Annotated in this window: 21 protein-coding genes and 3 pseudogenes; 15 read left to right on the top strand and 9 right to left on the bottom strand. The window is 69.1% G+C overall.

Annotation, left to right across the window (positions count from 1 at the left end; genetic code table 11):
• Positions 1–90 precede the first annotated feature (90 nt).
• The 3 genes and pseudogenes from QUE79_RS11995 to QUE79_RS11985 all read left to right on the top strand — a co-directional run bounded on the left by QUE79_RS11995 (position 91) and on the right by QUE79_RS11985 (position 3,339).
• The gene (locus tag QUE79_RS11995) at positions 91–1,260 is read left to right on the top strand and encodes a Gfo/Idh/MocA family protein (protein WP_286346706.1); all 1,170 of its coding nucleotides are present in this window, start codon (positions 91–93) and stop codon (positions 1,258–1,260) included.
• Positions 1,257–2,449, top strand: a pseudogene (locus QUE79_RS11990) (dihydrodipicolinate synthase family protein). Before QUE79_RS11995 ends, QUE79_RS11990 begins: the two are co-directional and overlap by 4 nt.
• The gene (locus tag QUE79_RS11985) at positions 2,446–3,339 is read left to right on the top strand and encodes a sugar phosphate isomerase/epimerase family protein (protein ID WP_286343320.1); all 894 of its coding nucleotides are present in this window, start codon (positions 2,446–2,448) and stop codon (positions 3,337–3,339) included. The pseudogene QUE79_RS11990 and the gene QUE79_RS11985 overlap by 4 nt, the downstream one beginning before the upstream one ends.
• A 193-nt stretch (positions 3,340–3,532) precedes the next feature.
• Here QUE79_RS11985 and QUE79_RS11980 read toward each other — a convergent pair whose 3' ends face one another.
• Entirely contained in the window at positions 3,533–6,766 is a 3,234-nt protein-coding gene (locus tag QUE79_RS11980; RefSeq protein ID WP_286343319.1) for a GH92 family glycosyl hydrolase, read from the bottom strand.
• Between the two features lie 200 nt (positions 6,767–6,966).
• Here QUE79_RS11980 and QUE79_RS11975 point away from each other — a divergent pair, with 200 nt between their 5' ends.
• The 4 genes from QUE79_RS11975 (at position 6,967) to QUE79_RS11960 (ending at position 10,688) form a co-directional block, all read left to right on the top strand.
• The gene (locus QUE79_RS11975; RefSeq protein ID WP_434010996.1) at positions 6,967–8,583 is read left to right on the top strand and encodes a dihydroxyacetone kinase family protein; all 1,617 of its coding nucleotides are present in this window, start codon (positions 6,967–6,969) and stop codon (positions 8,581–8,583) included.
• Positions 8,584–8,747: 164 nt separating this feature from the next.
• Positions 8,748–9,206: a ribose-5-phosphate isomerase gene (locus QUE79_RS11970; RefSeq protein WP_286343318.1), complete on the top strand. Its 459-nt coding sequence runs from the start codon at positions 8,748–8,750 to the stop codon at positions 9,204–9,206.
• A 10-nt stretch (positions 9,207–9,216) separates the two neighbouring features.
• Positions 9,217–9,978 carry a triose-phosphate isomerase family protein gene (locus QUE79_RS11965; protein WP_286343317.1) on the top strand — a complete coding sequence of 254 codons (762 nt, stop codon included), beginning with the start codon at positions 9,217–9,219 and terminating at the stop codon, positions 9,976–9,978.
• On the top strand, positions 9,975–10,688 hold the full coding sequence (locus tag QUE79_RS11960) for a GntR family transcriptional regulator (protein WP_286343316.1): 714 nt from the start codon (positions 9,975–9,977) through the stop codon (positions 10,686–10,688). Before QUE79_RS11965 ends, QUE79_RS11960 begins: the two co-directional genes overlap by 4 nt.
• A 22-nt stretch (positions 10,689–10,710) precedes the next feature.
• Here the strand turns inward: QUE79_RS11960 and QUE79_RS11955 are convergent, their stop codons facing one another.
• The 5 genes and pseudogenes from QUE79_RS11955 to QUE79_RS11935 form a co-directional block, all read right to left on the bottom strand.
• Positions 10,711–11,664 carry a 3-hydroxyacyl-CoA dehydrogenase family protein gene (locus QUE79_RS11955; protein WP_286343315.1) on the bottom strand — a complete coding sequence of 318 codons (954 nt, stop codon included), beginning with the start codon at positions 11,662–11,664 and terminating at the stop codon, positions 10,711–10,713.
• 41 nt (positions 11,665–11,705) lie between these two features.
• A complete protein-coding gene (locus tag QUE79_RS11950; RefSeq protein ID WP_286343314.1) occupies positions 11,706–12,695 on the bottom strand; it encodes a sugar phosphate isomerase/epimerase family protein in 990 nt (329 codons plus the stop codon).
• A 69-nt stretch (positions 12,696–12,764) separates the two neighbouring features.
• Positions 12,765–13,534: pseudogene (locus QUE79_RS11945) on the bottom strand (SDR family NAD(P)-dependent oxidoreductase).
• A gap of 43 nt (positions 13,535–13,577) precedes the next feature.
• Positions 13,578–14,431 (bottom strand): annotated as a pseudogene (locus QUE79_RS11940) (aldo/keto reductase).
• Complete coding sequence (locus QUE79_RS11935; protein WP_286343313.1) at positions 14,428–16,167, bottom strand: GH39 family glycosyl hydrolase; 1,740 nt, start codon at positions 16,165–16,167, stop codon at positions 14,428–14,430. The pseudogene QUE79_RS11940 and the gene QUE79_RS11935 overlap by 4 nt, the downstream one beginning before the upstream one ends.
• Positions 16,168–16,332: 165 nt before the next feature.
• Between QUE79_RS11935 and QUE79_RS11930 the strand changes: the two genes are divergently transcribed.
• From QUE79_RS11930 to QUE79_RS11905, 6 genes are all read left to right on the top strand, one after another.
• Positions 16,333–17,043 (top strand): GntR family transcriptional regulator, encoded by a 711-nt coding sequence (locus QUE79_RS11930; protein WP_286343312.1) that lies wholly within the window; start codon positions 16,333–16,335, stop codon positions 17,041–17,043.
• A gap of 104 nt (positions 17,044–17,147) precedes the next feature.
• Positions 17,148–17,747, top strand: coding sequence for an ABC transporter substrate-binding protein (locus tag QUE79_RS11925; protein WP_286343311.1), 600 nt, complete (start codon positions 17,148–17,150; stop codon positions 17,745–17,747).
• On the top strand, positions 17,747–18,496 hold the full coding sequence (locus tag QUE79_RS11920; protein ID WP_286343310.1) for a type 2 periplasmic-binding domain-containing protein: 750 nt from the start codon (positions 17,747–17,749) through the stop codon (positions 18,494–18,496). Before QUE79_RS11925 ends, QUE79_RS11920 begins: the two co-directional genes overlap by 1 nt.
• Positions 18,493–19,428, top strand: a complete 936-nt coding sequence (locus QUE79_RS11915; protein WP_286343309.1) for a carbohydrate ABC transporter permease — start codon at positions 18,493–18,495, stop codon at positions 19,426–19,428. The genes QUE79_RS11920 and QUE79_RS11915 overlap by 4 nt, the downstream gene beginning before the upstream one ends.
• A complete protein-coding gene (locus tag QUE79_RS11910; RefSeq protein WP_286343308.1) occupies positions 19,428–20,390 on the top strand; it encodes a carbohydrate ABC transporter permease in 963 nt (320 codons plus the stop codon). The genes QUE79_RS11915 and QUE79_RS11910 overlap by 1 nt, the downstream gene beginning before the upstream one ends.
• Before the next feature lie 64 nt (positions 20,391–20,454).
• Entirely contained in the window at positions 20,455–21,312 is an 858-nt protein-coding gene (locus tag QUE79_RS11905; RefSeq protein WP_286343307.1) for a GntR family transcriptional regulator, read from the top strand.
• 554 nt (positions 21,313–21,866) lie between these two features.
• On the opposite strand, the gene QUE79_RS11900 is transcribed toward QUE79_RS11905, so the two are convergent.
• Positions 21,867–22,175, bottom strand: coding sequence for a hypothetical protein (locus QUE79_RS11900; protein WP_286343306.1), 309 nt, complete (start codon positions 22,173–22,175; stop codon positions 21,867–21,869).
• 230 nt (positions 22,176–22,405) lie between these two features.
• On the opposite strand from QUE79_RS11900, the gene QUE79_RS11895 reads away from it, so the two are divergent.
• On the top strand, positions 22,406–22,876 hold the full coding sequence (locus QUE79_RS11895) for a 2'-5' RNA ligase family protein (protein ID WP_286343305.1): 471 nt from the start codon (positions 22,406–22,408) through the stop codon (positions 22,874–22,876).
• A 254-nt stretch (positions 22,877–23,130) separates the two neighbouring features.
• Here the strand turns inward: QUE79_RS11895 and QUE79_RS11890 are convergent, their stop codons facing one another.
• Together QUE79_RS11890 and QUE79_RS11885 are read right to left on the bottom strand one after the other, a co-directional pair.
• Positions 23,131–23,631 (bottom strand): GNAT family N-acetyltransferase, encoded by a 501-nt coding sequence (locus QUE79_RS11890; RefSeq protein ID WP_286343304.1) that lies wholly within the window; start codon positions 23,629–23,631, stop codon positions 23,131–23,133.
• Between the two features lie 45 nt (positions 23,632–23,676).
• Positions 23,677–24,384 (bottom strand): HAD family hydrolase, encoded by a 708-nt coding sequence (locus tag QUE79_RS11885; protein WP_286343303.1) that lies wholly within the window; start codon positions 24,382–24,384, stop codon positions 23,677–23,679.
• 76 nt (positions 24,385–24,460) lie between these two features.
• Here QUE79_RS11885 and QUE79_RS11880 point away from each other — a divergent pair, with 76 nt between their 5' ends.
• The gene (locus QUE79_RS11880) at positions 24,461–24,988 is read left to right on the top strand and encodes a GNAT family N-acetyltransferase (RefSeq protein WP_286343302.1); all 528 of its coding nucleotides are present in this window, start codon (positions 24,461–24,463) and stop codon (positions 24,986–24,988) included.
• Positions 24,989–24,994 lie beyond the last annotated feature (6 nt).

The following is a 24,994-nucleotide window of genomic DNA, read 5'->3' as shown; positions in this document are numbered from 1 at the left end:
GAGCGGTCTCGCCGAGACCGGCTCGTTCCGAGCCTCCTGCGGGTCCTTCGAAAGAGAGCCACCGTGTCGAATCCGACCATCGGCGTGATCATGAACGGCGCAACCGGCCGCATGGGATACCGCCAGCACCTCGTCCGATCGATCCTCGCCATCCGGGAGCAGGGCGGCGTCCTGCTCTCCGACGGAACCCGGGTGCAGGTCGAGCCCCTCCTCGTCGGCCGCAACGAAGCGACCCTCCGCGAGATCGCCGAGCGCCACGGCCTCGAGCACTGGACCACCGACCTCGACGCCGCCCTGGCCGACGACCGCTGGTCGATCTACAGCGACTTCCTCGTCACCAAAGCGCGTGTCCCCGCCATCACGAAGGCGATCGCGGCCGGCAAACACATCTACACCGAGAAGCCCACCGCCGAGAGCTACGCCGACGCTGTCGAGATCGCCCGCCTGGCCGACGCGCGGGGCATCAAGCACGGCGTCGTCCACGACAAGCTCTACCTCCCCGGCCTCCGCAAGCTCAAGCGCCTGATCGACTCCGGCTTCTTCGGCCGGATCCTCTCGGTGCGCGGCGAGTTCGGCTACTGGGTGTTCGAAGGCGACTGGCAGGACGCCCAGCGTCCGAGCTGGAACTACCGCAAGCAGGACGGCGGCGGCATCATCGTCGACATGTTCCCGCACTGGAACTACGTGCTCGAGAACCTCTTCGGCCGCGTCGAGTCGGTGTACGCGCAGGCCGTCACGCACATCCCCGCGCGAGTCGACGAACGCGGCGAGGGGTACGACGCGACCGCCGACGACGCCGCCTATGCCGTCTTCCAGCTCGAGGGCGGGATCACCGCGCAGCTCAACTCGTCGTGGGCGGTCCGGGTCGACCGACCGGAGCTTCTCGAGTTCCAGGTCGACGGCACCCTCGGCAGCGCCGTCGTCGGCCTGTTCGGCGCGAAGGTGCAGCCGCGCGTGGCGACGCCCCGCCCCACCTGGAACCCCGATCTGCCCGACACCCACGACTACTCCGGCGACTGGCAGGAGCTTCCGACCAACGAGGTGTTCGAGAACGGCTTCAAGACGCAGTGGGAGGACTTCCTCCGCTACGTCGTCGGCGACGGCGAACACCCCTACGACTTCTGGGCCGGCGCGCGCGGGCTTCAACTGGCCGAAGAGGGGCTGCGGAGTTCCGAGACGGGGCGCAGGATCGACCTGACGGCTCCCGACTCCGGATCACCGGTGATCCTGCCCCACGACCTCACCACCGCCGGCGCATGACCGAGCTGCTCCTGCTTTCCCCCGACGGCTCGACGTCCTCCGTCGAGCTCGCCGCGGCTCCGAACCTGACCCGGCCGCGCAGCCCCTCTCGAGCCGCACCGTCTACGCGGCGGCCCACGTCGTGCCCCGCGTCGCCGCCGACAACACACCGGGCAGCCCCGCCGACGTCGACTGGGACGCCACGCTCGCGTTCCGCCGCCACCTCTGGTCGTGGGGGCTCGGGGTCGCCGACGCCATGGACACCGCCCAGCGCAACATGGGCCTCGACTGGACGGCCACGCGCGAACTCATCGAGCGCAGCGCGGCCGAGGCGGCCTCGGTGTCCGGCCGGCTGGTCGTCGGCGTCAACACCGACCAGCTCGACGACGACGTCGTCCCGATCGAGCGCGTGATCGACGCCTACGTCGAGCAGCTCGAGGTGGCCGAAGGCGCCGGTGCCGGCGTCGTGCTGATGGCCAGCCGGCATCTGGCGCGAGCGGCGCAGGATCCCGCCGACTACGAACGCGTGTATCGCGCCGTGCTGGAGCGGGCGACCGGGCCGGTCGTCCTCCACTGGCTGGGTGCCGCCTTCGACGCCGTCCTCGACGGCTACTTCGGGGGCGATGCGGACACCGTCGCTGCCGACACGGTCGTCCGCATCATCTCGGAGAACCGCGACCGCGTCGCCGGCATCAAGATGTCGCTCCTCGACGAGAGCGCGGAGCGGCGGCTGCGTGCGCGGCTTCCGGAGGGCGTGGCCATGTTCACGGGCGACGACTACAACTTCGTCCGGCTCATCGACGACGAGTCGGACGACGACGGGGTCATCCGGCACTCCGACGCCCTGCTCGGCGCGTTCGCGGCCTTCGGCCCGCTGGCCTCCGCCGCCGTCCAGCACCTCGACCGCGGCGACGCCGCCGCCTACCGTGCGACGCTCGGCCCGACCGAGGCCCTCGCGCGGCAGGTCTTCGCGGCGCCGACGCAGTACTACAAGACCGGCGTCGCCTTCCTGGCCTGGCTGAACGGCCACCAGGCGAGCCCGGCGATGGTCGGCGGCCTGCACGCCGCGCGCAGCCTTCCGCACCTGTCCGAGATCGCGCGCCTGGCCAACGCCTGTGGAGCCCTGGAACGGCCCGAGCTGGCCGCCGCCCGCTGGCACCAGCTGCTGACCCTCTCGGGTGTCACGCGTCCGCCGGCGGTGGCGCGATGACCCCGACCGGCCGAGCTGCCTCCTCCGCGACTCCGCACGCGCGGCTCTCCCTCAACCAGGCGACGATCAAGTACGCGTCGCTGCCCCGCGCCCTGGACGCCGCCGTACAGGCCGGCTACCAGAGCATCGGGCTCTGGCGCGAGCCGATCGCGGAGGTCGGGCTCGCCACGGCCGCACGCCTGGTGCACGAGTCCGGCCTCCGGGTCTCGAGCCTCTGCCGCGGCGGATTCTTCACCGCCACCGACCCCGCCGCTCGCCGCCTGTCGATCGACGACAACCGCCGTGCCCTCGACGAGGCCGAGGCCATCGGCGCGCCCGCCCTGGTACTCGTCGTCGGCGGCCTGCCCGAGGGGTCTCGAGACCTCGTCGGGGCTCGCGCCGCGGTCGCCGAGGCGCTCGCCGAGCTCGCCCCCCACGCGGCGTCGGTCGGCGTGACGCTCGCCGTCGAACCGCTGCACCCGATGTACGCGTCCGACCGCGCCGTCGTCTCGACGCTCGGTCAGGCGCTCGACCTCGCAGAGCCTTTCGATCCCGCGATCGTCGGAGTCGTCGTCGACACCTTCCACGTCTGGTGGGATCCGTCGCTCGAGGCCGACGTCGCCCGGGCCGGGGCCGCGGGGCGCATCGCGAGCTACCAGGTCTGCGACTGGAAGACGCCTCTCCCGCTCGACGTCCTGCTGGCGCGCCACTACCCGGGAGACGGAGTCATCGACTTCGGCAGGATCACGGAGGCGGTGCTGTCCACCGGGTACGACGGCGACATCGAGGTCGAGATCTTCAACCAGGCGATCTGGGACGACGACGTCGACACCGTCGCCGCTCGAGTCGCCGATGCGTTCGCGTCCGCGGTCGTCCCGCACCTCGGATCGGCCGTCGCAGGTGGCCGCTGAGCCGGCCCCACCGATCGCCGGTCCCGTGGCGCGGCGGACACGGCGAACGGCTCGGATCCCGCAGGATCCGAGCCGCCCGCCGTACCTCGCGCGGATCAGCCCTTCGGTGTTCCCACCGAGAAGGCGAACACGTGCGACGCCCCGTTCGTGACCGTGCTCGGCAGTGTCACGCTGGCCACCGTCTTGCCCGCGGTCAGCGCTGCATCGGCGGTGAAGAGGTAGGCCTTGACCGTGTCCCGGCCGCCGGACGACGTGTCTCGGTAGGCGGTCGTCGCCGCGATCGCGTTGCCGTCGGCCGGCGCGGTCGCGCTCCTCCGTTGAGAGTCCAGTCGCTCAATCCGAGGCGCAGCGTCTGGGTGGTGCCGTCGGTGTAGGTGATCACGTAGTCGCCCTCCGAGCCCGGGTTGCCGTTGGCGGCGGCCCCCAGGATCCCGAAGCGGGTCGCGCCCGGAGTTCCGGCCAGCGGGATGACCTGGCCCCCGGCCTGGATGTTGTCCAGCCCGTCGGAGGTCGGTGTCGGCATCGTGTAGTCGAGACCGTTCGAGGAGACCGTGGATCCGGCGGTCACGCCCGCTGCGGCCAGCGCCTGCTGCGAGTACGACCAGCCCTCGCCGTCGAAGCTGCCCGAGGTGGACGCTCCGTCGGACGCGATCCCGGCGTCGTTGTAGAACGGCCACAGCGAGCCGGGCTTCGCGACGTCGATCTCGACGACGACCTTGGGAAGCGGGTTGCCCGTGGCGTCCCGCAGGCTGAAGGTCGCGTGGTACCGGCCCTCCGCCTTGGGCGCGGTGACCGAGACGGCTGCGGTGGCATCACCGTTCTTCGTGAGCAGCAGCGAACCGGAACCCGGGCCGACCGAGACGCCGGAGTCGCCGGACGCGGTCCACGAGACCGACTGCGCCTTGGCCGTCAGGTTGCGGGCGCCGATCGTGACGGTGGCCGGGGTACCCGGTGCCGTGACGACGACATCCTGCTTGCTGAAGCCGAGCGCCGTGCCGAGCCCCGACGTGTCCGACGGCGGTGCGTCGGCAGCGGCCGAGGCGAACGACGTGTTCGGCGTCGAGCCGAGCGCGAAGCTCACCTTGCCGCCCCGGGTGATGAGACCCGGCTGGAGGTAGGCCTTCGACCACGACGCGGCAGAGGCCCCGGTCGCGGCGGAGGTCATCGACTGCACGTAGGGCGTGGCGGTGGCGGCCGCCGGAGCGGTGACCGTCAGCGTCTTGCCAGAGGGGAGATGGACGGCCGCCTTGGCGAAGACCGGGCTGCCGAGTGCCAGGTCGGTCGTGCCGGGCGTCTCGGGGTAGAACCCGAGGGCGCTCCACACGTACCAGGCGCTCATCGTGCCGAGGTCGTCGTTGCCGGCGATGCCCGCGGGCGCATTGGTGAAGATCTGCTGCTGGATGCTGCGGACCGTCGACTGCGTCTTGTAGGGGGCGCCGACGTAGTCGTACTCCCACGGGATCTCGATGCTGGGCTCGTTGCCGAAGTCCGCGTTCGCGGCCGTCGGGTTCTTGATCGTCGAGGTCAGCGCGTCCAGCTTCGCGATCCAGGCCGTGTTGCCGCCGGCTGCTGCCGCGAGACCCTTGATGTCGAAGGGCTCCATCGGCGTGTACTGGGCGCTCGACCCTTCGACGAACCCGTTGGACGACGTCGGGGTGAAACCGGCGGCGTACGCTCCGGAGGCCAGTTTCGGCTCGAGGTAGTTCGTCGCGGGGTTGAACACGTTCCGCCAGTTGTTCGCGCGCGTGGCATAGGTCGACGCCACCGACTTCTTGCCGAGCGCCGAGGCGAACGACGAGATCGCGTGATCGGCGGTGTTGTACTCCTGCTGCGTCGACACGGCGCCGTAGAAGTTGCAGCAGCCGTACGACCCGTCGAGCGGCAGGTAGCCCGTGTCGAGGTAGTCGGTCAGGCCGGGCCGCACGTTGTTCGGCGTCGTCGCCTCCGTCTCCATCGCGGTGAGCGCGGCGGCGGTGTTGAAGTCGCGCGCACCGAAGGCGTAGGCGTCGGCGATGATGGCATCGGACGGGTCACCCACCATGACGTACGACTCGCCGTTGTTCAGCGCCCACTTCGGCAGCTGCCCGGTCTGGTCGTACTCGTTGAGCATCGAGCGCACGGAGTCGCTGGTCTCCTGTGGCGCGACCATGGCGGCGAGCTGTACCTGGCTGCGGTAGATGTCCCAGCCCGAGTAGTTGGCGTACTCGACGTGTCCCTTCGCCGCCTTGTGGGTCTGCCCGTCGAATCCGGCGTACTGCCCGTTGGTGTCGCTGAAGATGTTCGGGTGCAGGAGCGAGTGGTACATCGCCGTGTAGAAGGTCTTCTGCGCAGCGACGTCACCGCCGCCCACCTGGATCTTCGAGAGCATCGAGTTCCACGAGGCGGTGGCAGCCGTGCGCGTCTTGTCGAAGGCGAACGCAGGATTCTCCGTGGTCCGGTTGAGCTTCGCTCCGGCCGTTCCGACGTAGGAGATTCCGACGTTCGCCTGGACGACCTGCTTCGACGCGGTGTCGAAGCTCACGTAGGCGCCGTCCGAACCGGTCACGGGAGGTGAGACGACCGCCTTCTGCTTCGGCGCCGCCGCTCCGGCGCTCGGGGTGGCCTTGCCCTGAACGTCAGGACGCGTGCGGGTCACACCGTTCGACGACTTCGTCTGCGGTGTCGCCTGCTGCTTCACGCGCGGTGCCAGGTTCTTCGTCACGTCGAGCGACTTCGCGCCCGACTGCACCGACGAGTTCTGGTAGGTGCCGTAGCCGGTGATCGGCTGGTCGAACGTCATGTCGAAGTACACCGTGTACGTGTCGGTGGCTCCGCAGAAGTTGCCGCTCGTGACCGAGCCGGTCACCTCGGTGGGGCTGACGACCTGGAACCGGGTGTTCGAGGACCCGGCAGCGCTGTCGGAGAGTTTGAACGTCAGGTTCGACTGATCGGCCTTCGGGAACGTGAAGCGCGCGGCGCCGGTGCGCTGCGTGCTCGTCAGCTCGGTCGTGATTCCGGAGGCGGCCAGCTTGTAGTAGCCCGCCTGTGCCGTCTCGGCGGTGTGGTCGAGCGGCAGCGTGGCGTTGCCGGGCGCCGCACCGATGGCGCCGGACGTGGGCAGGATCGGGATGTCGCCCGACGCGGCGCACCCGGGGCCCGAGACATGGGTCAGGCTGAAGCCTGTGACGCTCTTGTCGTTGTACTCGTAGCCTCCGCCCGCGGGCCTGGACGGGGTGTCGGGGCTCCACTGCACCATGCCGAAGGGCACGTCGGCGCCGGGGAAGTCGTCGACGGCACCCGAGGTGCCGATGATCGGATCGACGAGAGAGGCGGGGTTCTGCACGTACGCGGTGGTCGCGGCTTGCGCCGCCACCCCCGGCACGAAGACGCCCGCCGCGATGACGGAGACGGTCACACCGAGTGCGAGCCGCCGGGGTCGAACAGCCATAGAAAGGACCTTTCAATGGTGACAGCGTTGTCAACGACCCCCGAATGAGCGGCAGACAACGTTGTCTAGTGGATGTCTCGATCATGAGCCTGTTCTCTCCGTCTGTAAAGACCCCGCCGCGATTCGGTCTGGACGATGTACTCGATTCCTCGATCCTGTAGGATCTACGACGACACAGATGGTCCAATGGAGGAGCACACGTGACACGTCTCTGGAACGACCCGCAGCGATTCGTCGACGAAATGATCGACGGCTTCGCCCTCGCGAACGCCGGCTACGTCAGGAAGGTCCGCGGTGGCGTCACCCGCTCGACGCGGTCACCCGAGCCGGGTCCCTCACTCGTCATCGGCGGCGGCTCCGGCCACTACCCCGCCTTCGCCGGCCTCGTCGGGCCCGGTCTCGCGCACGGCGCGGCGATGGGCAACCTGTTCGCGTCACCCTCCACGACACAGATCGAGTCGGTCATCCGAGCCAGCGACCGCGGCGACGGAGTCCTGCTGAGCTACGGCAACTACGCGGGAGACGTCCTCAACTTCACGGCCGCCCAGGAGGCGGTCCGCGCGGACGGCATCGACTGCCGCACGGTCCTCGTCACCGACGACATCTTCAGCGCGCCACCGGACGCCCGCGACACCCGGCGCGGGATCGCCGGCGACCTCACGGTGTTCAAGATCGCGGGCGCCGCTGCCGAGGAGGGCCGGAGCCTCGACGAGGTCGAGCGCGTCGCCCGCCAGGGCAACGAGCGCACGCGGTCGATGGGGGTGGCTTTCACGGGCTGCACGCTGCCCGGAGCCGACGAACCCCTGTTCTCGGTGCCCGAAGGCCGCATGGCCGTGGGCCTCGGCATCCACGGTGAGCCCGGCATCGACGAGACGGACATCCCGACCGCCGAGGGTCTCGCCGAGCTCTTCGTGGAGCACCTGCTGTCGCCGGGAGAGATCCCGGACGGCGTCACGATCGACGGGGCACGTTGCGTTCCGATCCTCAACGGGCTCGGTTCCGTCAAGAGCGAGGAACTCTTCGTGGTCTACCGCTCCCTGGCGCTACTTCTCGGCGAGCGCGGGGTGACGCTGGTCGATCCGCAGGTGGGCGAGTTCTGCACCAGCTTCGACATGGCGGGCGCCTCGCTGACCCTTCTCTGGGTCGACGACGAACTGGAGGGTCTCTGGACGGCGGCGGCAGACACCCCCGCGTTCCGGCGCGGCTCCGTCACGGCTCTGCCCCCGGCCGACCGCTCCCCCGATGCCGACGTTCTCGACGACACCGGGGCCGCGGTTCCCGAGGCGTCGGCCGACTCGCGCAGGGCGGCCGAGCGGATCGAAGCCGTTCTCGCCGCGATCGACGCCACGGCCGACCGATCGGCCGCCGAGTGGGGCCACCTCGACTCGGTCGCCGGCGACGGCGACCACGGCATCGGCATGCGGCGCGGGGCGTCCGCCGCGCGCGAAGCCGCGAGCGCGGCCCTCGCCGAGGGCGCCGGAGCGCGCACGGTCCTCGAACGGGCCGCGGCCGCCTGGGCGGACCGAGCCGGCGGCACCTCGGGTGCTCTCTGGGGCGTGATCCTGCGCAGTCTGGCGACTCAGCTCTCCGACACGGCGCGTCCCACGGCCGCGCAGGTCGTCGCCGGAGTCGACGAGGGCCGTCACGCCGTCATGCGCGTCGGCGGCGCCGAACTCGGCGACAAGACGATGGTCGACGCCCTCGTCCCCTTCGCCGACACCCTGGCGCAGCGGGTCGGGGAGGGTGCACCCTCGCCGGCGCCTGGTCCGACGCGACGGACGCCGCCACGCGCGGAGCCGAGTCGACGGCAGCGCTGATGCCGAAGCTCGGGCGAGCGAAGACGCACGGCGAGAAGGCGGTGGGATCCCCGATCCCGGCGCCGTCTCGTTCGCGGCCCTTGCCGGCTCCGTCCAGGCGGTGCTCGCCGCCTCGACCGAGTGACACCCACGACAGACGAAGAGAACGACGAGAGGGAGAGACCATGACGACGTGGCGGTTGGTGATCGGTTCGGACGACGCCGGATACGACTACAAGGAGGCGGTCAAGAAAGACCTCGAGGCGAACGAGCTCGTGGTCAGTGTGATCGACGTCGGCGTCGACGCTTCGGGCGGCACGAACTACCCGACCGTCGCGACCCACGCCGCCGAGCTCGTCGCCGCCGGTGAAGCGGATCGCGCCGTCCTGTTCTGCGGTACGGGCCTCGGCGTGGCCATCGCGGCGAACAAGGTCCCCGGCATCCGTGCCGTGACGGCGCACGACGCCTACTCGGTCGAACGGAGCATCCTGTCGAACGACGCTCAGGTGCTCTGCCAGGGCCAGCGCGTCGTCGGCCTCGAAGTCGCGCGGCGCAACGTCCGCGAGTGGCTCACCTACGAGTTCGATCCGTCGAGCGCCTCCAACGACAAGGTCGAGGAGATCCGCGCCTACGAGACCAAGTGACGGCCTCCCGATGACCGTCATCGGCGTGAGCCTGAAGATGTACTTCGGTCACGCCCGCACGCTCGAGTGGTGCCGGGAGATCCGGCGGCTGGCTCAGGATCACGACGCCGTCCGCAGCGGGGAGGCCCGGCTCTTCGTGCTGCCGACGTTCCCGTCCCTGGCCGGCGCCGTCGAGATCCTGTCGCCGATCGTCGCGGTCGGCGCGCAGGACCTCGCCACCGACGACGCCGGTGCTTTCACCGGCGAGGTCAGCGGGGTCGAGCTGTCCGAGATCGGTTGCAGCATCGCCGAGATCGGGCACGCCGAGAGGCGACGCCTGTTCGGCGAGACGCCGGAAGTGGTGAGCGAGAAGGTGGCCGCGGCCTTCCGGGCGGGTCTCACGCCGCTGGTGTGCGTCGGGGAGGAGGAGCACGGCTCGCCCGAGGAAGCCCTGGCCGTCTGCCTCGCCCAGCTCGACTCGGCCCTGTCGCTCGCCGTCGAACGGGGCCACTCCGGCGCGCTGATGGTCGCGTACGAGCCCGTCTGGGCGATCGGCAGGCCGGCGCCCGCTCCCGCCGAGCACGTCGCCCTCGTCTGCCAGGGGCTGCGCGACCGCCTCGGGCAGCTCGCAGACCGGGGCGGCTCGCCGGTCGTCTACGGCGGCAGCGCGGGGCCGGGTCTGCTCACCGAGATCGACGAGCACGTCGACGGACTCTTCCTCGGCCGATTCGCTCACGACCCGTCTGCCGTCCGGAGCATCCTGGACGAGGTGCATAGGCTGAGGGCGTCATGAGCGACCCCCTCTTCCCCCTCACGGCCGTCCGCTCCCTCGAGCGTCGAGGCCTACGGGACCACGTCTACGACCGCGTGCTCGACGTGCTCCTCGGCCCGACGGTCGAGCCGGGCACGAGGCTGTCCATCGACTCGATCGCCCGCGAGCTCGGCGTCTCGCCGACGCCGGTCCGCGAGGCGCTGGTCCAGCTCGAGCGGACCGGCCTGGTCACCCGCGTCGCCAACAAGGGTTACCGCGTGTCGCCCCCGCTCGTCGCCGAGCAACTCGACGCCCTGTTCGACGCCCGAGCCCTTCTCGAAGGGGGTGCGACCGAGCTGGCCGCCGTCCACTCGGCCTCGCTCGCGCCACTGCTCGAACGGGCTCTCGCTCGCCATGCCGAGACCGCCGCCAGGGTCAAGGCCGCGTCCGGGCTCGGAGACCTTCCGGTCGAAGTGATCCGCACCTACTTCGCCGACGACTGGAACTTCCACCACGTCATCTTCGAAGCCACGGCCAATCCGTTCCTGCTCGACATGTCCGAGGCGATCTCGACCCGCGTGCACCGGATGCGCCAGACGCTGCACACGGGGATCAGCGATGCCGACGACGCGATCGTCGAGCACCGCGCCATCATCACGGCCCTCGATGCCGGCCCGCGCGCGGCGGCCGACGCCATGCGCGTCCACATCGAGAAGGTGCGCGAGAGGTCGCGGCTCGACTCGACCCGCTGATTCTGTGCGACGGCCGGACGCCTCAGGCGATCGGCGCCGGCCCGAGTTCCGCCAGCATCGTGGCCATGGCGACGTAGGCGCGGTTGCGGTAGGCGACCAGCTCCGCCGTCCGGTCGGCCGGAACGTCGAGGTAGCCCGAACCGGTCTTCGTGCCGAAGTGCCCGGCGGCGACGTGCTCGGAAAGCGACGGCGGCGTCGCGAAGCGCTCCGGCCACCGGGTCTGCAGGGATTCGTAGCAGAAGGCGTAGACGTCGAGCCCTGCCATGTCGGCGATCGCGAACGGGCCGAAGACGGGGAGTCGGAACCCGAAGGTCGTTCGCACGATCGTGTCGACGTCCTCTGCCGTGGCGATGCCCTCGTCGACGATCGCGGTCGCCTCGCTGAACAGCGCGTACTGCAGGCGGTTCAGCACGAAGCCGACGCTGTCGTTCACGCGCGCCGTCTGCTTGCCCGTGGCACGGACGACGTTCTCGGCGAGCGAGATCGCCGACTCGTCGGTCGATTCGTGCGGGATGAGTTCGACTCCCGGGATGAATGGCGCCGGATTCGAGAAATGGACTCCGAGAAAGCGCTCGGGCCGGAGCACGGCCTCGGCCAGAGCACCGATCTGGATGGTCGACGTGTTGGAGCCGATCACGGCTTCAGCCCGGGCGGCGGCGCTGATGCGCCGCAGGGTCTCGTGCTTGATGGCGATCTTCTCGGGCACCGCCTCCTCGATGAAGTCGGCGTCGGCGACGGCCGCCTCCACCGATTCGGCGGGCTCGACGAGGGATGCGATGCGCTCGACGGCGTCGCTCGGGAAGAGTCCGTCCGCGACGAACTGCCTGGCCTCGTCGATCAGGCGCTCGTAGTTGGCCGAGGCGATCTCGGCCGACACGTCGGCCAGAGCGACGTGAGCGCCGGAGAGCGCCAGCATCTGCGCGATCCCGCCGCCCATGTAGCCGGATCCGACCACTGCTGTCGTGAGTGAACTCATCGTCGGGTTCTCCTTTTCTCGGTCGATTCGTCGGCGGCGCGTCAGCGCGCCGTCGACGCCTCGGCGGGTTGCGGCACCGTGGGGAGGAGGCCGCGGATGTAGGTCTGGTTCGTGGCGCAGACGCCGAGGCTGTCGCCGCCGTACTGCTCGGTCATGATGATGCCCCGGAACCCCACCCGGACGGCCTCGCGGAACACCTGCCGGTAGTTGATCAGCCCGGTCTCCATCGTGGACGGGACCGACGTGGCCCAGCTTCCGTCGCCCGCCTCGTCGCGCGTGTAGTTCTTGACGTGCAGGTAGTTCGCGTAGGGCAGCGTCGCCTCGAAGACCTCGCGCCAGTTCTCGACCGGGCGATGGAGGCGGATGAGGTTGGCGACGTCGGGGTTGAGGCCGACGTTGTCGAGCCCCACGTCTTCGACGAAGCGCACGGCGCTCTCGGCCGTGCCGAGATAGGTGTCTTCGTACATCTCGAGTGCGAGCGGCAGCCCGACGTCGGCGGCGTGCTTGCCGAGCTCGCGGATCGAGGCGACCGCTCTGTTCCAGACGTCGGGATCGGCGGGATCCTTCGGTCCGTCGGCGGTCCAGAACCAGAGCGCACGACGCTGGGCTTCGCTGAACGGCTGGTGCAGGCCCGTCGAGAAGACCTGCATGCCCCACTCGGCCGCCCCGTCGATGGTGCGGTGCGCGTAGGCGAGGTTCTCGTCTTCGTGCCCGGGTTGGATGACGCTCCGTCGCTGGAGATGCACGGAGGGGATGCCGACTCCGTGCGAGGCCGCGATGGAGAGGAGTTCGTCTCGCCTGGTGGCCTCGAGGTCGGCCGGCCGGATGTGGCTGTCGGCCATCTCGGCGAGTGTGAAGCCGACGTCTTCGATCTGGGTGAAGAGGTCGTCCCACACCTCGGGCGCGGCGTCGTGGAGGGGGACTCCCCGCGAGTCGATCGGTGCGAACCCGTGGAGGCAGGTGGCGATGGGCCAGGTCTCGGACGACCAGGTCGCGGGATCCCAGTCTTGGTCGTTGGTGCGTGGGCTCACGTGTCCTCCGTTGGCGATCGACTCCTCGATCCTATAGGAAAGATGGTTCTTCGTGCATCACGAGGAGCCTCAGTGCATGTAGAGGCCGCCGTCGACGTTGAGGGTCTGCCCGGTGATCCAGCCCGACTCGGCCCCGATGAGGAACTCGATCGCCGCGCCGATGTCGTCCACGGTGCCGACGCGCCGGATGAGGAGGTCTTCCGCCAGCTCCGCCTTCCGCTCGTCGGTCAGGGTGCCGCCCATGATGTCGGTGTCGATCGGACCGGGCGCGATCGCGTTGGCCGTGACGCCGAACTCCCCAGCTCGCGAGCCAGCGACCGCATCAGGCCGATGACCCCGGCCTTGGCGACCGAGTAGGGCGCCTTGCTGAAGGTCCCGCCGCCCCGCTGCGCCGAGACAGACGACAGGCTGACGATCCGCCCGACCCCGTTCCGCACGAGACTCTCGGCCACGCGCTGCGAGACGTTGTGCACGCCGTCCAAGTTGATGCTGAGCACCCGGTGCCACTCGGCGGCATCGAGGTCGAGGTAGGGCACGGGCGAGCTGACGCCCGCGATGTTGGCCAGGGCGACGAGCGGCGGCAACGCGGCCTCCAGCTCGTCGACAGCCGAGCGGACCGCGTCGCGGTCGACGACGTCCGCGCCGACGCCGTAGGCGGCGATCCCGAAGCGCTCGTGCAGGTCGGCGGCGAGCGCCGAGCACGCGCCGCCGTCGAGGTCGAGCAGCCCGACGTTCCAGCCGTGGCCGGCCAAACGAGTCGCCGTCGCGCGGCCGATGCCGCGCGGCGACGCCGCTCCGGTGACGACGACGGTCGGTGTGGTGGGGAATGACGCTGTCATGTTCGGTTCTCTCTTCTGATGAAGCTGTGGCGCCGACCGCGGGTCAGCGGATCTGGGTGATCTCGAAGGTCGCAGGATCCCCGCCGATCCGGACCCCTGTCTCGAGGCCGTCGATGGCTCTCACGTCCTCGTCGCTCAGTCGGAGGGACGCCGCTCGGAGGTTCTCGACCATGCGATCCCTGCGAACGCTCTTCGGGATCGCGATCCGACCGTGAGCGAGATGCCAGGCCAGGATCACCTGCGCCGGGCTCGCACCGAGCCTCCCGGCGAGGTCGACGACGACGGGCGCCCCGAGGTCGGCGCCCTGCCCGAGGGGCTGTACGCCTCGACCGCGATTCCGTGGCTGTCGCAGAACTCGAGGAGGGCGCGCTGCTGGTAGGTCGGGTGGATCTCCAGCTGATTCAGGGCGGGAGGGATCGAGCAGCCCTGCAGCAGGCGCTCGAGGTGCTCGGCGAGGAAGTTGGAGACGCCGATGGCGCGGACCTCGCCGTCGTTCACGGCGGACTCCAGCTCGGCCCAGCTCTGCCGGTACAGGTCGCGGGCGGGCGAGGGCCAGTGGATCAGGTAGAGGTCGATGCGGTCGATCCCGAGAGTGGTCCTGCTCCGCTCGACGGCGCGTCGCGTGGAGTCCGGGCCCTGGTCGCCGTTGCGGAGTTTCGTCGTGACGAAGATCTCGTCCCGCGGCACCCCGCTCGCGCGGATGCCCGCTCCGACACCCGACTCGTTGTTGTACGCGGCCGCGGTGTCGATGTGGCGGTAGCCCACCTCGAGCGCGGCCTCGACGGCCGCTTGCGCGTCGTCCGGCGGGATCTGGAACACGCCGAAGCCGACCCGGGGCACGACGACGCCGTCGGCGATCCTGATGCCGTCCGTATCGGGGTCGGCGGACGCGCTCACTGAGCCGCCTCGGGAGTGAGGATCAGCAGCGAGACGGCCGTCAGCGGGAGCGAGACGGTCACCTCGATCGACCCGGCCTGCGGCGTGACGGTCGAGGGCGCCTCGAGGAGCTCCAGCCCCTCGCGCGCGCGGATCGCCTTCAGCTGCTCGGGCGTCGGATCCTGCGGGCTGCCCAGCTCTTGCCACACCGTGTGCGAGTTGCTGTGGCTGCCGTCGATGCGGAAGTGCTCGAGGCGGTACGAGCCGGCGGCGAGTCCGGCGAAAGCGACCGCGACCGGGACCTCGCGCGAGTCCTGGAGGTACTGGTCGTCGGCGTGCCGGTAGACGAGAGCGGCGACCCGACCGTCGTCCGCGCGGGAGGCGAGAGCGTCGACCTCCTCCGGAGCACCGGACGTCAGGGTCTCATCGAGCTCGTCGACGCGCCAGGCCGCATCGGAGACCGCCGGAAGTCGTCGGTCGCCGAGGCGGCCCAGCGCTCGATACGCGTTCAGGAACGGCTTCTCGATGCCTCCCGCGGTGAGGAACGACCGCGTTCCCTCGAAGTACCGCTCGCCCTCGAAGTAGAAGCTCCAGGTCGTCGCCCGGTTGACGCTGGCGACCTCCTGCTCGTTGAGGTCCAGGATCTTCTTCATGAGGTTGATCTGGAACACCGGGTAGTACTCGGTGTTCTGGAAGGCGAAGTTGGCGTTGTCGTAGACACCCCAGTGAGCCGGCACACCGGCGTCGCACTCGTCCACGATGGCCGGCAGCGAGGCGATGCGCGGGAACTCGGCCATCACCCTCAGCAGGGTCCGCATCTCGTAGAGCATCTTGCCGGTCGACGGCGACTGCTTCTCGGGCGCCTCGGCGCCGAGCACGCCGTAGGTGCGCCACGGGGTGAAGTGCGAGCCCTTGGTGTGGAACGAGACGAAGTCGATCGGCAGCTCTCGTTCCTCGACGAAGGCGAGGAACCCGCGCAGGAACTCGGCGCCGTCGGGGCCACCCGTGACCGTCGGCCCGCCGACCTTCGCGTCCGGCAGAACGCGCCGGACCGCGGCGGCCGTGGCTTCGTACAGCTCGCAGAACTCCTGGTGCGTGCCCCGCCAGTAGAAGATGTCGGGTTCGTTCCAGAGCTCCCAGAGCCAGGTCGACACCTCCGCCTCGCCGTAGCGCTCGACGGAGTGCTGAGCGAGGGCTGCGACGAGGTCGCCCCACTTCGTCAGATCCTTCGGCGGGTACGACCACTGACCGGCCTCGTACGCGCTGTACACGGTCGGGCTGTCGATGATCGTGTGCTCGGTGAGAGCGCGGTCGGGAAGCAGGTCGCGCGGCGTGAAGCCGAGCTCGACGAGCACGTGGTGTCCGGCGCCGACGATCGCGTCGTAGGTGTCGTCGACGATGGCGAAGTCGTAGACCGGGTTGCCTTCTGCGTCCTCGTGGTAGACGTTGCCGCTGCCCCAGTGCGGCAGGCCGAACCCGGTGCCGCTGATGAACACGTAGTGCGGACGGACGTGGAATCCCGTGCTCGACGTCTCGCCGATCGTGCGAAGCAGCGTCTTGCCCGTCGGCGTGTAGGTCCAGTTGATCTCGTCGTAGCCGAGGCTCTCCCAGATCGGCTCGAGCGCCGTGCCCGCGGCGCCGGCGTCGATCGCGACCCGGGCCGATGTCACGTGCGCCGCGTCGGGGTCGTGCGGGGCGAACTGCGGGACGCCGGAAGCGATGGCCGTCCCGGGGTTCTTGTCCTCTGCGATGGTCATTGTGGTCCTCTCCGTCGGGGTCCTGGGAACGAGGCGGACCGACTCGGCATCGGGGTGAAAGCACCTCCGGGATGGCGACAGCGGTAGCCTCGTGGCATCGACTCTCGTCTCGTCGCCGGGACATTGTCAAGGAATAATTGTTAACAATCTTTGTTTGGAGCCAGGATGGCGCTGCCCGACCAGATCACTTTCGCCTCCAGCCCTGCCCTGTCGCGGAACGTCGTCGACGCCCTGCGAGCCATGATCGCCTCGGGCGCGGTCGGCGAGGGCGAGCACCTGAAGGAGAGCGAGCTGGCCGACGCCCTCGGCGTGAGCCGCGGCCCGATCCGCGAGGCCTTCCAGCAGCTCGAGAACGAGGGGTTCATCGAGCTCCGCCGGCACCGCGGAGCCTTCGTGACCACGCTCCGGCGCCGCGACATCGAAGAGGTCTACTCGCTTCGCATCGCTCTCGAGCAGCTCGCCATGGAGCGCGCCGCGACCCGGATCACACCGGCGATCCTCGCTCGGATGAACGAGGTGCTGGACGCCATGCAGCACGTCTCCCCCGACGCTCCCGCCTCGGAGGCGGTCGCCCTCGACCTCGACTTCCACGACCTGGTGTACGAGGCGGCCGACCACGACCGCTTGATGCGGTCGTGGCGCTACATCCGCAGCCAGGTCTCGTTCTTCCTCCAGGTGCGAAACCGCTCCCACCCCGACTTCGTCTCCGTCGGCTACGCCGAGCACCGGCAGATCCGCGACGTCCTCGTCGCCGGAGACCCGGGGCGGCGGCCGACGCGATCGTCGACCACGTCGGGGGACGCTCTCCCGGCTCCTCGCCGATCACGAGAGCGACCCGGACTGATCGCAGCGTCGGGGCGACGCGATCCCGCGTGACCCAAATTTTGTTAACAATCTTTCCTTGACAAAGTGGTCGGCTCGCGTCGATGCTGGTCGCACCGCGTCGCAACGACGACGTTCCGCGGAGGAAAGGACGACCAGTGCTCATTCGACGCACACGGGCCCGCCACCGGACGATCGCACTCGCGGCCGTCATCGCCACGGTCGCCGCCCTGACCGGCTGCGCGACCTCGGCGGGCAGCCAGTACAACTCGAAGGCGACCTGCAGCAACACGATCTTCAAGCCGGACGCCGTGAAGATCACCGTCTGGGCCTGGTCGCCGACCATCGGCGTGGCCTCGGACGCCTTCAACAAATCGCACGACGACGTCCAGGCCTGCGTGGCCAACGTCGGCGCCGGAACCGACGAGTACAACAAGCTCAACACCGCCATCGCCGCGGGGAGCGGGGCTCCCGACGTCGCCATGATCGAGACGGAGTACCTGCCGAGCTTCGAGATCCGGCACGCCCTCGTCAACCTCTCGGACTACGGAGCCGAGAAGGTCCGCGGCGACTTCTCCCCCGGAACCCTGAAGGACATCTCGAGCGACGGTGACATCTACGCCATCCCGGACGACGGCGGCCCGGTCGCCCTGATGTACCGCAAGGACATCTTCGACAAATACCACCTGCCGATCCCCACGACCTGGGCCGAGTTCGAGCAGGACGCCCAGAAGCTCAAGGCCGCGGGCGGCCCCTGATGGCCGACTTCCCGAGCGACACCCCGCAGTTCCAGCAGGCGCTGGCGAACCAGGCCGGCTCGAAGGCGTTCGAGTACTCGCTCGCCAATCGCACCGACATCACCATCGACACGGCCAACGCGGCCTGGCAGAAGGTCCTCACCTTCTGGCAGAAGATGGTGGACGAGAAACTGGTCGGGACGACGGGCCAGCAGACCACCGACTACACGGCAGGACTCGGAGGCGGCAAGTACGCCACGATGATCGCGCCCTCGTGGGAGCCCGGCCACCTCACCGGAAACGGCTTCGCACCGGGCAAGGGCAGCCCCTGGCGGGTGGCACCGCTCCCCCAGTGGAGCGCCGGCGACGACGCGCAGGTCAACTGGGGCGGGTCGACCTACACGGTCACCACGCAGAGCAAGCACCCGAAGCTCGCCGCGGAGGTCGCCATCAACCTCTTCGCGCACGAGACGCCGACCACCATCGGCGCGCACTTCCCGCAGCACGTGCCGACGCAGAGCCAGAAGTGGTTCGCCCCCGCGAAGGATCCCTTCTTCGCCTTCCAGCAGGCCAACAAAGAGGTCTGGATCCCGGCGTCGTCCGGGTACAAGGGCACCGTCTACAGCCCGTTCCAGCAGTTCTACTACGCGCAGGTCACCACGGCGATGATCGCCGTCGCAGCCGGCAAGCCGGTCGGCGCGGCGCTCGAGAAACTGCAGTCGACCACAGTGGCCTACGCCGAGGGCCAGGGATTCCAGGTGAAGAAATGAGCACGACGATCCGTGTCCGTACGACCTCCGCCGGCACCGCCCGCGTCAGGACCGGCCGAAGCGGCAGGCGCCAGTGGATCGGCTGGTTGTTCATCGCCCCCTTCGGGATCGTCTTCCTGGCGTTCCTGGTGGCGCCCCTCGCCTACGCCTTCGGCCTCAGCCTGTTCACCCAGAAGCTCGCCACCGGCACCTCGTTCGACGGGCTCGCCAACTACGCCCAGGCCTTCACCGACCCGCTCTTCCTCGGGGGCGTCGCTTTCGTCCTGCTCTTCTCGGTCGTGCTGATCCCCGTTCAGATGGCGGTGTCGCTGGCGGCCGCGCTGGTCCTGGACTCGCTGACGACGAGGCTGGCGAACTTCTCCCGGCTCATGATCTTCGTCCCGTACGCCGTACCGGCGGTGATCGGGGCGCTCATGTGGGGCTTCCTCTACAGCCCGCAGTTCGGCCCGCTGACCGACCTGTTCTCCGTCTTCCACCAGACGGCGCCCAACATCCTGAGCAGCCGGAACGTCTTCGGCGGCTTGATCAATGTCGTCAACTGGCAGTGGGCCGGCTACTACATGATCATCATCTACGCGGCGCTCCGGGGCATCGACTCGAGCATCTACGAGGCGGCCGAGATCGACGGGGCGAACTCGTGGCAGATCGCCATCCGGGTCAAGGTTCCGATGGTCGCCTCGGCCCTCGTGCTGATCCTGGTGTTCGCCCTCATCGGCACCTTCCAGTTCTTCACCGAACCGAAGATCTTGACCGCCGCGTCGAACGGGGCCATCACGCCGTCGTTCACACCCAACATCTACGCCTACACGCAGGCCTTCTCGTACACGCAGTTCAACTACGCGTCGGCCCTGTCGTTCGCCCTCGGCGCGGTGGTCTTCATCGCCGTCTACATCTTCCTCTTCGCCACTCGTAAGAAAGGCAGGATCCTCTGATGTCCAGCTCGACTGCCAGCGTCCGCCCCGTCCGCGATCAGGAGGCCGCACCGGCGCGTGCCGCCCGTCGCGGAACCACTCGCCGATCCTCCTCCGCAGGCGGGCGGCCCGGAGCAGGACGCAACGTGCTCGCCCACGCGTTCCTCGTGATCCTGATCGTCTACTTCCTGCTCCCGCTGTGGTGGCTCATCGTCGCGAGCACGAAGGACTCTCACGGCCTCTTCTCCGGCACGGGCGGAGCGCTCTGGTTCGACAAGACGTTCGCCCTGTTCGACAACGTCAAACAGCTCTTCACGTACAACGGCGGCATCTATTGGCGCTGGCTGGGCAACTCGTTCCTCTACGCGCTGACCGGCGGCGTCGGAGCCACCGTGCTCGCCGTCCTGGCCGGCTACGGGTTCGCCAAATTCGCTTTCCGAGGGCGCAGGATCTCGCTGGCCCTGCTCCTGGGGTCGGTCATGGTGCCGCTCACCGCGCTGGTCATCCCGACCTTCCTGCTCATGGCCCAGTTCCACCTCATCGACACCGTCTGGTCGGTGATCCTGCCTTCGCTCCTGAGCCCGTTCGGCGTCTACCTGATGCAGGTCTACGCGACGGACGCGGTGCCGACGGAGCTCCTCGACGCCGCCCGGGTCGACGGAGCGGGCGAACTCCGCACCTTCGTGCAGGTCGCGCTGCCGCTGCTGCGGCCGGCGGTGGTGACCGTGCTCCTGCTCAGCGTCGTCGCCACCTGGAACAACTACTTCCTGCCGCTGACGGTGCTGTCGAGCGAGAAGCTCTACCCGGTCACGGTCGGCATCGGCCAGTGGCAGAGCCTCGCCAACTCCAACGGCGCGACCGACACGCCGCTGTTCCCCCTCATCGTCGTCGGTTCGCTGATCTCGATCATCCCGCTCGTGGTGTCGTTCCTGCTGCTGCAGCGGTACTGGCAGGGTGGGCTCAGCGTCGGAAGTCTGAAGTAGGTTCGTCGTGAGTTCCGGCGGCGTCCGGCCGGTGTCGCGCTCTGGCGCGGTACCGTGGTCACCCATGCCAGAGACCCCTGTATCGCCTGCTGCTCCCGCGGTTTCTGCGGCTTCCGCGGTTTCTGCGGCTACCGCGGCTTCCGCGGTTTCCGCGGTTTCCGCGGTTTCCGCCACCGTCGACCGCAGCGGGCTCCGCGACCGGGTCTACGCGGTCCTGCTCGATCTCATCCTCGACGGCGTCGTGACCCCGGGCGAGCGGCTGACCATCGACGCGTTGGCCAAGCGCCTGCGGCTCTCGCCGACGCCGGTGCGCGAAGCGCTGGTGCAGCTCGAGCGCACCGGCCTCGTGACGCGCGAGGCCCTGAAGGGCTACCGCGTCGCTCCCCCGCTCGACCGAGGCCAGATGGAAGAGCTCTTCGACGCGCGACTCGTGCTCGAGACGAGTGCCGCCGAACGAGCCGCCGTCACCGCCTCGTCTCTGCTCACGCCCCTCTCGCTGGCGGAAGACCGCCACGCGATCCTGGGTGATCGCCTCCTCCGGGCCGCCGAGGCCGGCGACGTACCGGTGTCCGTCTTCCGCGAGTACTTCGACGCCGACTGGGCCTTCCACCGCGTCATCTTCGAGAACTGCGGCAACCGATTCCTGCTCGAGCTCTCCGAGAGCCTCAGCGCCCACGTGCACCGCATGCGCCAGACCGTCCTGCGCCACCACATCGACGTCGCCGAGGCCCTGGTCGAGCACGGCCGCATCGTCACCGCCTTCCGCTCGGGCGTGCCGGGGGCCGCGACCGAAGCGATGCGCGAACATGTGCTCAACGTGCGGGCGCGGGCCGTGGCGGACGCGGATGGCGGTGATGCGGGCGCGGACGCGGCCGGGGACTCGCTCCCAGGTGCTGCCGGGAACGCTGTCGACGACGCCTAGTGCGGGCGCGGTGCGGTCGCCGCTGCCGCGCGGACCCTCTCCGTCGATCAGACTGCGTCGGCGGCTTTTACGGGCGGTACTCGTCCCGCTTGGCGAAGGTCGGATCCGCGCCGGCCGTCGGCGGCACGGCGCCGGATTGCGCAGCGGTCACTGCACTGGCCAGATGACCGAGGGTGGACACGACGACGCCCGCGACATGTCTGCCGACAGCTATCCATCGCATGCGAGCCCTCCCGTGTGGATTTCTCTCCGATGTGACGCGATCCTACGCTCGAATCAGTCATCGACTGCCGTAGGCGCCGATGCCGGTTTCCGCGCGGCCATCCATTCGTCGGCCAGGAGCGCGAATCCGATCCCGTCGATCCACCCGAAGTCGCGGTGCAAGGAATCACGAACGCCATACAGTTCGCGCCGCATGCGGCGAGGATTGCGTGTCTTCATCGGTGGTCATTCGGCTAGCGTCCCATGCCCGAGCGCCGCGCACTCCGGGACCTCGAGGCATCGCCGGCTCCGAGTCGATGAGCCGAGCGCTCGGGGACGGTTTCCTGGCTTCGTCACCCTTGCCCTTGGTCGTAGAGGCGCCAGCCCTCGGCCGCGTGGACGAAGCAGAGGCTCCAGGGCTCTTCGCCGACCGGCATGCTGCCGTCACTGCTGCCGGTGGTCGTCATCGTGAAGCGGACGCACTCCTGCGGAACCGGTGAGCTGTGCTTGCCCACGGCAAAGGGACGACCGACGTCGGTGTAGCTCAGGAGGCGCGGGTCGCTGCACCACGACCAGGTGCCGTCCTTCGCAGCCAATGCGCGAGTCAGACCGCAGTCCTGGTTCTTCGCGGCGGCGAGGTACGTCGCTGCCACCGTCGCCACGGGGGTGGACGCTACGGGTATCGGGCCCCGCGGTGCTCGAAGGTGGTGGACAAGAGCCCCCGAGACACCGCCGACCAGGAGCACGGCCGCGGCGACGACGACGACTCTTCTCCGCACGTGGTCAGCGTGACAGAGAGCAGTGCGGTGCGGTATCCGTCTTCGGGACGAATTCGATGGGAAACCCGGTTCGGGCCCGCGGTCCGTCCGGAACGGGCGGCTAGTCTCGTTTTGTGGAAGCGGACCGGCTGCTCGTGATCGTGGCGACTCCGGTGCACCTCCCGGCTGTCGTCGAGCGAAACCGTTGGCCCGTCCACGTCACGGTTGCGGGCAACTTCCGCGTCGATGACGGGCACGACTCCTCGGTGGCGACGGTACTCGAGTCGGTAGCAGCCGACGTCGGCGCTTTCTCGGTCGGCCTCGGTCCGGGCGACGGATTCGGCCCAGGACGAGACATCCCGGTGCTCCTCGCCTCCCACCCGGTCTTCCATCAGGTGCACCAAGAGCTTGCAGCTCGGCTGCGACGCATGCCGGGCTTCGTGGCGGCCGCGCCTTCGTCCTGGGATGGGGGCTACCGTCCGCACGCCACGATCGGTCCCGCGGCAGACGTTCACGAGGCGGATGTCTTGACGATCAGGGCGCTGACTCTGGTGTCGTTGCGAGGGTCGGTCGGCCAGCGCCTCCGCGCCGTCGACCTCGTGTGAGGGCCGAACAACTCGCGGAGAGTCGACCTCCCTTTGACTGCGACAGCCCAGCGTCCTCGGTTGAGTGCGGCGTGAGTTCTCGGGCCACCCTCCTGAGTCCTCGGGCCGCGTTCCTCAGTCCGTGGGTCGCGCCGGTGGGTAGCGCCCCTTCCAGAAGAGGCGGTACCCACCCGGACACGGCGCCTCTGAGCCTGACGGTCGGGCTCCGTTGAATGCCGCACCAACGTGATCCTGGCCGAATGGTGAGGCTTCCGTCACAGGACACGGAAGCGGATCCACGAGTCGCGCGGCAGGTCTGGGCGACCCGGCGCATCGGCCTCCTCGATCGTCCAAGCAGGATCGGCCTCGGCAGCGATGGTTCGCCAGAAAGCGGCCGCTGCCGTGTTGGCCTCGTGGAACGCCACAGCCCAGTGCCCTCGGTGCCGATTCATCACGGCGCGGACCGCGGCGCGTCCATGGCCGGAGCGGCGTGCCGGGTTCACGAGGAAGAAGCTGCTGATGATCTGCTCCGCTGAGCCCACGTGGCGAACGATGCAGAGACCCACCGGCCGCGACTTCAGACCGATCAGGTAGCCGTCCCACCCATCTCTGGTCAGAGCGTTGTCGAGTCGCTCCTGACGAAATCCACCGTTCTCGTCAGGGAGCGTGCCGGAGTAGGCCGACATGTCGTGGCGGAACATCGTCCAGAGCCGTTCGAGAACGACTCGGTGCGACTCGGTGGCGAGGGAGATGGTGAGCGAAGAGGAAGGCGTCATACAAAAAAACCTCCACCGAACGGTGGAGGATTTCTTTCGGTCATTCTACCGGAGATCCCCGCGGGTGACGACGCGCGCCAGTTCGGCCAGCGTCTCGACCCGATCGTCGCTGGGAGACGATCGAGGTCCGGTGCGGTCGAGGTGGATCGCCTGCAGCCCAGCCGCGCGGGACGCCTCGACATCGGTCTCGTACTCGTCGCCCACGTAGAGGACCTCGTGCGGCGGCAGGCCCAACGCCGAGCACACCGCGTGAAACGCTTGGGGTTTCGGTTTGGCGACACCGAGCTTCTCCGCTGTGAAGAGAGGGCCGAGTCGATCCTGCAGGCCGAGGTGCGCGAGCTTGTCCCGCTGCTGCTGCTCACTGCCGTTCGTCAGAACGGCGAAAGGAAACCCGAGGGCAGCGAGCTCGGAGAGACCCTCGTCCACGTCATCGAACCCGACCCACGATCGTTGATACGCGGCAAGGTAACCGTCTTCGAAGGCGGCGTCGAGGTCGTCGTCAGAGCCTGCAGTGTCGCCGATCAAGGGCAGGAACTCCCGGAGCCGCAGGCGACGCTGCTCGCTCCACGTGACGACCCCGTCACGCCACGACCGAAAATGCTTGGCTTCCGCGGCGAACCACGCGGCCTCCAGGTCGCTGGTCGACTCGACGCCCGCTGACGCCAGCCACGCGCGAAGGCCCCGCCGCGCCGACGTCGCATGGTCGAACAGGGTTCCGTCGAGATCGAAGACGATGGCGCTCGCGGTTATCACCCGGCTGAGTTTACGGGCGGCTCCGCCGACGGCGCTCGTACGTCCCCGAATCCCTGGGGCGCCTAGGCTGTGGGCCATGCAACACGTCGAGGCGAAAGACCTGACGTTGCGGCCGATTCGACCCTCCGACGCACCGCGAATTCACGAGTGGGCCGCCAACCCGAAAGCCTCCGTGTTTCAGCCCTGGGGGCCCAATACCGAAGCAGACACCGCGGCCTTCGTCGACCACGCCCTCTCGGCATGGGAGACCCGCCCTCAGTCGAGATGGATCTGGGTTGCCGAGGATGCTCACCGTTTCGTCACCGGTCTTGGCGAGCTCAGGATCCACAGCTCCCATCGCGCAGAGATCTCGTACGCGGTGGACGTCGCCCTCTGGGGGCGGGGCATCGGTTCGGCCATCGGAGAGCTGCTCGTCTCCCGGGCGTTCGACACTCTCGGGGTCGAACGCGTTGAAGCGACCTGCGACCCCCGCAATGGTGCCTCGGCGAAAATCCTTCGCCGGATCGGCATGACCTACGAGGGCAGGTTGCGCCACACCCACCGTCTCGCCGAGGGATGGCGAGACTCCGAGATCTTCAGCATCCTGCGCGACGAACGGACCTGACCCCGG

The sequence above is a fragment of the Frondihabitans sucicola genome, assembly GCF_030296615.1.
Lineage (GTDB): Bacteria > Actinomycetota > Actinomycetes > Actinomycetales > Microbacteriaceae > Frondihabitans > Frondihabitans sucicola.
Note: the sequence above shows the minus strand (reverse complement) of the source record. Positions and strands in the feature narration are given on the sequence as shown.